Here is a 252-nt window from a genome sequence, read left to right as displayed (position 1 = left end):
CCGTAGCGGATGCCCGTGATGATGCCCAGCTGGGCGTCGCCCTGGCTGCGGAAGGCGTCGGTCAGGAAGTCGTGCGAGGAGCCCTCGAGCACCGCCGGCATCGGCTCGTCGCCGAAGTTGCTGCGGTACAGCGGCACTTCGGTATGACCGACCTCGGTGTCGATCGGTCGGCGCAGCACGGCGCCGCTGAACGGATTGACCACGGCGCCCGGCTTGAACGACGCTCCGCTGACCAGCGGCGCGCGCACCCGC

At 70.6% G+C, this 252-nt stretch carries 1 protein-coding gene; it reads right to left on the bottom strand.

The genetic code is table 11. The annotated features are described in order from the left end of the window. Positions 1-252, bottom strand: a 252-nt coding sequence (locus KVT32_RS30820) for a hypothetical protein (protein WP_217619508.1), incomplete at both ends; no start/stop codon positions are given.

Origin of the sequence: Achromobacter sp. GbtcB20, assembly GCF_019091095.1 — a bacterium.
Classification (GTDB): Bacteria; Pseudomonadota; Gammaproteobacteria; order Burkholderiales; family Burkholderiaceae_B; genus Achromobacter; species Achromobacter mucicolens.
This window is presented reverse-complemented; position numbering and strand designations above follow the sequence as displayed.